Raw genomic sequence first — 7654 nt, 5'->3', positions numbered from 1 at the left:
GGGCCGGCCCGCGCGGACTAGGGCCCGGCCGGCGCCTCGGGCCCGGACGGCGCGGGCTCAGGCCCGCCGGCGCCTCAGGCCCGCCGGCGCCTCAGGCCTGGATGACGACCGGGATGATCATCGGGCGGCGGCGGATCTTGCCGCCGACCCAGCTGCCCACGGCGCGGCGGACGACCTGCTCGAGCTGGTAGGAGTCGGTGACGCCGTTGCCCGTGGCGTCGGCGAGCGCCTGCTCGATCTTGGGTCGCACCTGGCGGAAGATCTCGTCGTCCTCGGCGAAGCCGCGGGCCTGGATCTCCGGACCCGCCGCGACCTTCCCGGTGGCCGAGTCCATGACGACGATGACCGAGATGAAGCCCTCGTCGCGCAGGATGCGGCGGTCCTTGAGCAACGCCTCGTCGAACTCGCCCACCGACGAGCCGTCGACGTAGACGTAGCCGCAGTCGACCGCGCCCACGACCTTCGCCTGGCCCTTCACGAGGTCGACGACGACACCGTCCTCGGCCATCACCACCCGCTCGCGAGGGACGCCGGTCTGCACGGCCAGCTCGGCATTGGCGACCAGGTGGCGCCACTCGCCGTGGACCGGCATGACGTTGCGGGGCTTCACGATGTTGTAGCAGTAGAGGAGCTCGCCCGCGCTGGCGTGGCCGGAGACGTGCACCTTGGCGTTGCCCTTGTGGACGACGTTGGCGCCGAGGCGCATGAGGCCGTTGATGACCCGGTAGACGGCGTTCTCGTTGCCCGGGATGAGCGAGGACGCCAGCAGCACGGTGTCGCCCTGGCCCACGTCGATGCGGTGGTCACGGTTGGCCATGCGCGACAGGGCGGCCATCGGCTCACCCTGGGAGCCGGTGCAGATCAGCACCACCTGGTGGTCGGGGAACGTGTCGAGCTTCTTGACGTCGACCAGGACGCCGTCGGGCACCTTGAGGTAGCCGAGCTCGGCCGCGATGCCCATGTTGCGGATCATCGAGCGACCGACCATGGCCACCTTGCGGCCGGCCTTCTCGGCGGCGTTGAGCACCTGCTGGACGCGGTGCACGTGCGAGGAGAAGCAGGCCACGATGATGCGGCGCTCGGCGTCGCGGAAGACCTTGTCGATTGCCGGGGCGATGTCCTTCTCGGGGGTCGTGAACCCCGGGACCTCGGCGTTGGTCGAGTCGGTCATGAACAGGTCGACGCCCTCCTCCCCCAGCCGGGCGAAGGCGCGCAGGTCGGTGAGGCGGTTGTCCAGGGGCAGCTGGTCCATCTTGAAGTCGCCGGTGTGCAGGATCGTGCCCGCCGGGGTGCGGACGAAGACCGCGAGCGCGTCCGGGATCGAGTGGTTGACGGCGACGAACTCGCAGTCGAAGACGCCGAGCTTCTCGCGCATGCCCTCCTTCACGCCGAGCGTGTAAGGAGTGATCCGGTGCTCCTTGAGCTTGGCCTCGATGAGGGCCAGCGTCAGCATCGAGCCGACGATCGGGATGTCCTTCTTCAGCTTGAGGAGGTAGGGCACCGCCCCGATGTGGTCCTCGTGGCCGTGGGTGAGGACGATCGCCTGGACCTGGTCCAGCCGGTCCTCGATGTACTGGAAGTCGGGCAGGATCAGGTCGACGCCCGGGTGGTGGTCCTCGGGGAAGAGCACCCCGCAGTCGATGATGAGCAGCTGCCCGGCGTGCTCGATGACCGCCATGTTGCGGCCGACCTCGCCGAGGCCGCCGAGGGCCACGACGCGCACGCCGTCGGCCGCGAGCTTGGGGGGCAGGTGGAGCTCGGGGTGGGGGTGGCTCACAGCAGACCAGACTCCTTGAGTCCTGTACGGAGGATGTCGAGGTGCTCCGGCGGCGACTCCAGCAGCGGGAGCCGCACCGTCGGGTGCTCGATGATGCCGAGCTCGACGAGCGCGGCCTTGGCCATGATGGCCCCCTGGGACGTGCTCATGATCGCGTCGACCGCAGGGACGAGCCGCCGGTGGATGTCACGGGCGGCGGCCAGGTCGCCCCGGTCCACCGCCTCGATCATCGCGGCGTACTCGCGTCCGGCGACGTGCCCGACGACGCTGACGGTGCCGACGGCCCCGAGGGACAGCCAGGGCAGCGTGGTCGCGTCGTCGCCGGAGAAGTAGAGGAGGTCGGTGGCGGCCATGACCTTGGTGGAGGCCCACGGGTCACCCTTGGCGTCCTTGACGGCGCGGATGCTCGGCACGGTGGCCAGCTCGCGCAGCGTCTCGGTCGTGAACGGGATGGCGGTCCGGCCGGGGATGTCGTAGAGCATCACCGGCAGGTCGGTGACCTCGGCCACAGCGCGGCAGTGCGCCACCACCCCGGCCTGGGTCGGCTTGTTGTAGTACGGCGTGACGAGCAGCAGGCCCGTGGCGCCGGCGTCCGCGGCGCGCCGGGTCATGGCGACGCTGTGCGCGGTGGCGTTGGAGCCGACGCCCGCGACGACCTTGGCCCGGTCGCCGACGGTGTCGGCGACGAGGCGGACCATCTCGATGCTCTCGTCCTCGCTGAGCGTGGCGGACTCGCCGGTCGTGCCGTTGACCACGATGCCGTCGTGGCCGGTGTCGACCAGGTGCTCCGCGAGCCGGCGCGCCCCGTCGAGGTCCAGGCTCCCGTCGGGGTGCATGGGGCTGACCATGGCGGTCAGGAGTCGACCGAACGGCGAGGCTGTACTCATGACCGCAGGCTATCGCCCCGCCGGGTGCGCCCCGGTCCCCGGCGCGTGAGGCGGACGGGAATGACGCCATCCCAGCCCTGCGTGGCCGGATCCTTCCACCCCGTCGCCCACCCCATCCGTCCACCACCCCTCCACCCCGCGGTACGGCGCCGCCACCGTCGGCGGGCGGTGTTAGGTTGCCGTCGTGCAGCAGTACCTGGACCTCCTCGACCACGTCATGACGACCGGCACGGACAAGTCCGACCGGACCGGCACGGGCACGCGTTCGGTCTTCGGCTACCAGATGCGCTTCGACCTCTCCGAGGGCTTCCCGGTGCTCACCACCAAGAAGCTGCACCTCAAGTCGATCATCGGCGAGCTGCTGTGGTTCCTGCGCGGCGACTCCAACGTCCGGTGGCTGCAGGAGCGTGGCATCACGATCTGGGACGAGTGGGCCGACGAGAACGGTGACCTCGGACCGGTCTACGGCTACCAGTGGCGCTCCTGGCCGACGCCCGACGGCGGCCACGTCGACCAGATCGCCAAGGTGATCGAGTCGATCCGCACCAATCCTGACAGCCGCCGCCACATCGTCTCCGCGTGGAACGTCGCCGACGTCGACTCGATGGCGCTGCCCCCCTGCCACACGATGTTCCAGTTCTACGTCGCGAACGGCCGGCTCTCGTGCCAGCTCTACCAGCGCTCGGCCGACATCTTCCTGGGCGTCCCGTTCAACATCGCCTCCTACGCGCTGCTCACGATGATGGTGGCGCAGGTGTGCGACCTCGAGCCGGGCGACTTCGTCCACACCCTCGGTGACGCCCACCTCTACTCCAACCACGTCGAGCAGGCCCGGCTGCAGCTCACCCGGACCCCCCTGCCGCTGCCGCGGATGAGGATCGCACCCGGCAAGCAGATCGACGAGTTCGAGCTCGGCGACTTCGAGCTCGTCGGCTACGAGGCCCACCCGTCGATCAAGGCGCCCATCGCCGTCTGAGGTGTGCGCCCCCACGCATTCTGGCTGGTGGGCGGGGTGCGGTCACGGCCTACGCTGTCGGTCATGACGAACGTGACCCTCATCGCCGCCGTCGGCCGCAACGGCGTCATCGGCGCCGACAACGACATGCCGTGGCACCTTCCCGAGGACTTCGCGTTCTTCAAGCGGACCACCATGGGTCACCCGATGGTGATGGGCCGCAATACGTTCGACTCGATCGGGCGGGTGCTCCCCGGTCGGCGCACGATCGTGGTCACGCGCCAGCAGGACTGGTCGCACCCCGACGTCGAGACCGCACACTCCCTCACCGAGGCGCTGGCGCTCGCCGGTCCCGCGAGCGAGGTCTTCGTGTGCGGCGGCGGCCAGGTCTATGCCGAGGCCATGCCGTGGGCCCAGCGCCTGCTCATCACCGAGGTCGACCAGTCCCCCGAGGGCGACGTGAGGTTCCCCGCGATCGACCCGGCGCAGTGGCAGGAGACCGCCCGCGAGGACCGCGACGGCTTCAGCTGGGTCACCTACGAGCGGGTCTGAGGACCTCTCACAGCTCCTACGTCACTGAGCTCACAACGCGCTCAGTGACGTAGCAACCGCCGACGACCATCCCGCACCCACCCGGACCGACCCAGGACCGACCCCGGGCGACCTGCGTGCGCGTACGGGCGCCTCGCGGCCGGGTGCGAGGATGGCAGCCATGAGCTCCACGCACCACGACGCGCACGACCACGGGCACGACCACCCGCACACCCACCCCACCGGGCCCCTCGCCGACGCGAGCGTCCGCATCGCGCGCGAGACCGATGCCCCGGCAGTCGGGTTCGTGCAGGCCGTGGTGTGGCGCGAGGCGTACGACCGCGTGGTCCCGGCCGAGGTGCTCGAGGCCTTCGAGCCCCAGGCCTTCGCGAGCGCCTGGCGCCAGTCGCTGGCCAACCCGCCCCAGGGCGTCTACCGCCTGCTCGCGGCGTGCGCAGGCGACCAGGTGGTCGGCTTCGCCTCCATCGGGCCCAGCCAGGACCCCGACGCCGACCCGGCGACCGGCGAGGTCTCGGCGCTCGCCGTGTACCCCCAGGCGCGCCGGTCGGGTCACGGTTCACGGCTGGTCAACGCGGCGGTGGACACGCTGCGCGGGGCGGGTGCCGAGACGCTGCACGCGTGGGTGCTGGCCACGGACGAGCAGACCCGCGCGTTCCTCGTGGCGTCCGGCCTGCACCCCGACGGCGCCTTCCGCGACCGCGTCGTCTCCCCCGCTGGCGACACCGCCCGCGAGGTGCGCCTGGTCGCCGACATCCGTCCCGACGGGACGCCTGAGCCGTCGCCCGACGGGTCGCCCGACGCCCCGTGACCGAGGAACAGTGACCGTCGCGCTCGCCCCCGCACGTCGACGTGCCGTGCTGCGCCAGTCGCTGTCCGTCGCTGTGGCGACCGGGGCGTACGGTCTGAGCTTCGGCGCCCTGTCCATCGCCGCTGGACTCGACCTCCTGCAGACCCAGGCGTTGTCGCTGCTGCTCTTCAGCGGAGGCTCGCAGTTCGCGTTCGTCGGGGTCCTGGCAGCCGGGCCGGCAGGAGCCCCCGCCGCCATCGCCACCTCCACGCTGCTCGGGGTGCGCAACGGCCTCTACGGGGTGCAGGTCTCCCGGCTGCTGGACGCCCGGGGACCGAGCCGCCTGGCGGCGGCCCAGCTCACCATCGACGAGTCCACGGCGGTCGGGGTTGCCCAGCCCGAGGCGGCCGCGGGACGGCTGGGTTTCTGGGCCACCGGCGTCGGTGTGTTCGTGCTGTGGAACCTCACCACCCTCCTCGGCGCGCTCGCCGGCGACGCCATGGGTGACCCGCGCCGCTACGGTCTCGACGCGGCAGCGGCGGCAGCGTTCTGCGCCCTGCTGTGGCCCCGGCTGCGCTCAGCGGACGCCTTCGCCATCGCCGCTGCGGCCGCGGTCGTGGCGGTCGTCCTCGCGCCGCACGCGCCTGCCGGTGTCCCGGTACTCGTCGCGGCGACCACGGCCCTGGCCGCCGGCGCCTGGCGTCGCGCCCACCACGACCCCGCACCGCCGCACCACTGGGCCGACGAGGGGGCCGACTGATGAGCACGTGGACCGCGGTGCTGCTCGCCTCCGCCCTGGCCTTCGCCCTCAAGTACGCCGGCCACCTCGTGCCCGCGTCGTGGCTCGACGGCGACCGGACCACGCGTATCACCTCGGCGCTGCCGATCGCCCTGCTCGCAGCGCTGGTCGGGGTGCAGACACTGACGTCGTCGTCGGGGGCAGTCGTCGTGGACTCGCGCGCCGCAGCCGTGGGCGTGGCCGTCGTCGCCCTGGTGCTGCGGGCACCGTTCATCGTCGTGGTCGTGCTCGCCGCCGCGGTCGCCGCCGGGCTGAGGCTGCTCGGCCTCCCCTGACGGCTTCGGCAGGTGGCGAACCCCTCAGCGGGTCAGGCCGTTCGTCAGGGCCACTCGAGCGCGTCCTCGACGAACCGGTCGCCCGTCTGGATGCCTACGACGCAGAAGACCACGCCGCCCGGGTCCTGCATGATGACGTAGCCCTCCCGCTCCTGCACCACCGTCGCCCCCAGGCCTCTCAGGCGGTGCACCTCGGCCGCCACGTTGTCCGACTCGATGTCGAGGTGGATGCGTGGGCCGCCGGACTCGAGCCGCTGCACCTCGAGGTTGAGCGTGCCCACCTCGCCGACCGAGGCATACGGGCCGTCCTGCCGCGGGCGGGTCCCCTGCACACCGGCCCAGAACGCCAGGCTCTCGTCGTAGTGCTCGCCGTCGTGGTCGATGAGGACGATGCCGATGCGTGAACGGTGCATGGGCCCACCGTATGCCGCGGCGCCCCGTTGAGCGCCTCGTCTGCTCAGCCCCGTTCGGCGCGCCAGGCCCGGACCGCGGCCCGGTAGTGCGCCTGCTCACCCTTGCGGTCCCGGGCGACACGGCACTCCTCGGCCCGCTCGAGCTCGCGCGCCCAGTCGCCGTGAGCGCCGGAGGCGTTGGCCTGCGCCATCATCCGCGCACCGTCACGGGCCAGCCGCACCAGCGGCAGCATCGCCGCGAGCGCCACCAGGGGCACGAGGATGACGGCGACGCCGAGCAGGACCGGCACCGGGCGACCGTCGGCGATGAGCTCGACCCCGCGCCAGCCGATGGTCGCCGCGTAGAACGCGAGGACGACGAGCGTGACGAGGGCGGTGACCTTCTCGCGCACTCAGTCGTCCAGGCCGAGGACGTGCTCGAGGCCGACCGTGAGGCCGGGGTGGTCGGCGATGGCCCGCACCCCGGCCAGGACGCCCGGCATGAAGCTGCTGCGGTCGAAGCTGTCGTGGCGCAGGGTGAGCATCTCCCCCACCCCGCCGAACAGCACCTCCTGGTGGGCGACGAGCCCGCGCAGGCGGACCGAGTGCACCGGCACCCCGTCGACCCGGGCGCCGCGCGCCCCGTCGGGGTCCTGGGTCGTCGCGTCGGGGACGTCGCCGAGGCCGGCCTCGGCGCGAGCGGCGCCGATCAGCGCCGCGGTCCGCGCGGCGGTGCCCGACGGTGCGTCGACCTTGGCCGGGTGGTGCAGCTCGATGACCTCGACCGACTCGTAGAAGCGCGCCGCCTCCTGGGCGAAACGCATCATCAGGATCGCGCCGATGGCGAAGTTGGGCGCGATGAGGACGCCGACCCCGGGGTGCTCGGCGAGCGTCGCGCGCAGCGACTCGAGCCGGGAGTCGTCCCAGCCGGTCGTGCCGACGACGACGTCGACGCCGCGCTCGACGCAGTGGGCGACGTTCGCCGGCGACGCGTCGGGGACCGAGAACTCGACCACCACGTCGGCCCCGGCGAGGTCGCCGAGGTCGTCCCCCTGGTCGAACCGGCCCACCAGCTCGAGGTCGTCGCCTGCCTCGACGGCACGGCACACCTCACCACCCATGCGGCCCGATGCCCCGATGACTGCCACCTTCGTCGTCGCGCTCACGTCGGCCAGCGTAGCGATGGCGGCCCGACCCCGTGGGGCCGGACCCGCCATCGACGGTCCGCTG

At 72.1% G+C, this 7654-nt stretch carries 10 protein-coding genes; 5 read left to right on the top strand and 5 right to left on the bottom strand.

Features of this window, described 5'->3' with window-relative positions; translation table 11 throughout:
* Positions 1-91: 91 nt before the first annotated feature.
* Both AB4Z02_RS11440 and dapA read right to left on the bottom strand, forming a co-directional pair.
* Positions 92-1777 carry a ribonuclease J gene (locus AB4Z02_RS11440; RefSeq protein ID WP_441971080.1) on the bottom strand — a complete coding sequence of 562 codons (1686 nt, stop codon included), beginning with the start codon at positions 1775-1777 and terminating at the stop codon, positions 92-94.
* Positions 1774-2664 carry a 4-hydroxy-tetrahydrodipicolinate synthase gene (gene dapA, locus AB4Z02_RS11435; RefSeq protein WP_441971078.1) on the bottom strand — a complete coding sequence of 297 codons (891 nt, stop codon included), beginning with the start codon at positions 2662-2664 and terminating at the stop codon, positions 1774-1776. The genes AB4Z02_RS11440 and dapA overlap by 4 nt, the downstream gene beginning before the upstream one ends.
* A gap of 184 nt (positions 2665-2848) precedes the next feature.
* On the opposite strand from dapA, the gene AB4Z02_RS11430 reads away from it, so the two are divergent.
* The 5 genes from AB4Z02_RS11430 (at position 2849) to AB4Z02_RS11410 (ending at position 6032) form a co-directional block, all read left to right on the top strand.
* Positions 2849-3640 carry a thymidylate synthase gene (locus tag AB4Z02_RS11430; RefSeq protein WP_441971076.1) on the top strand — a complete coding sequence of 264 codons (792 nt, stop codon included), beginning with the start codon at positions 2849-2851 and terminating at the stop codon, positions 3638-3640.
* 63 nt (positions 3641-3703) lie between these two features.
* Positions 3704-4171, top strand: a complete 468-nt coding sequence (locus AB4Z02_RS11425) for a dihydrofolate reductase (protein WP_441971074.1) — start codon at positions 3704-3706, stop codon at positions 4169-4171.
* A gap of 160 nt (positions 4172-4331) precedes the next feature.
* The gene (locus AB4Z02_RS11420; protein ID WP_441971072.1) at positions 4332-4979 is read left to right on the top strand and encodes a GNAT family N-acetyltransferase; all 648 of its coding nucleotides are present in this window, start codon (positions 4332-4334) and stop codon (positions 4977-4979) included.
* A 10-nt stretch (positions 4980-4989) separates the two neighbouring features.
* Positions 4990-5718, top strand: a complete 729-nt coding sequence (locus AB4Z02_RS11415; RefSeq protein WP_441971070.1) for an AzlC family ABC transporter permease — start codon at positions 4990-4992, stop codon at positions 5716-5718.
* Complete coding sequence (locus AB4Z02_RS11410; protein ID WP_056884699.1) at positions 5718-6032, top strand: AzlD domain-containing protein; 315 nt, start codon at positions 5718-5720, stop codon at positions 6030-6032. The genes AB4Z02_RS11415 and AB4Z02_RS11410 overlap by 1 nt, the downstream gene beginning before the upstream one ends.
* Positions 6033-6076: 44 nt before the next feature.
* Here AB4Z02_RS11410 and AB4Z02_RS11405 read toward each other — a convergent pair whose 3' ends face one another.
* Genes AB4Z02_RS11405 through dapB form a run of 3 tightly spaced genes read right to left on the bottom strand, consistent with a single transcriptional unit; the run spans position 6077 to position 7641 of the window.
* The gene (locus AB4Z02_RS11405; protein ID WP_056884700.1) at positions 6077-6445 is read right to left on the bottom strand and encodes a VOC family protein; all 369 of its coding nucleotides are present in this window, start codon (positions 6443-6445) and stop codon (positions 6077-6079) included.
* Positions 6446-6489: 44 nt separating this feature from the next.
* The gene (locus AB4Z02_RS11400) at positions 6490-6837 is read right to left on the bottom strand and encodes a hypothetical protein (protein WP_056884701.1); all 348 of its coding nucleotides are present in this window, start codon (positions 6835-6837) and stop codon (positions 6490-6492) included.
* Positions 6838-7641, bottom strand: a complete 804-nt coding sequence (dapB, locus tag AB4Z02_RS11395) for a 4-hydroxy-tetrahydrodipicolinate reductase (RefSeq protein ID WP_441971068.1) — start codon at positions 7639-7641, stop codon at positions 6838-6840.
* Positions 7642-7654 lie beyond the last annotated feature (13 nt).

It is taken from the genome of Pedococcus sp. 2YAF34 (genome assembly GCF_052114585.1).
Lineage (GTDB): Bacteria > Actinomycetota > Actinomycetes > Actinomycetales > Dermatophilaceae > Pedococcus.
The sequence above is the reverse complement of the archived record's forward strand: the minus strand, read 5'-3'. Positions and strand labels throughout refer to the sequence as shown.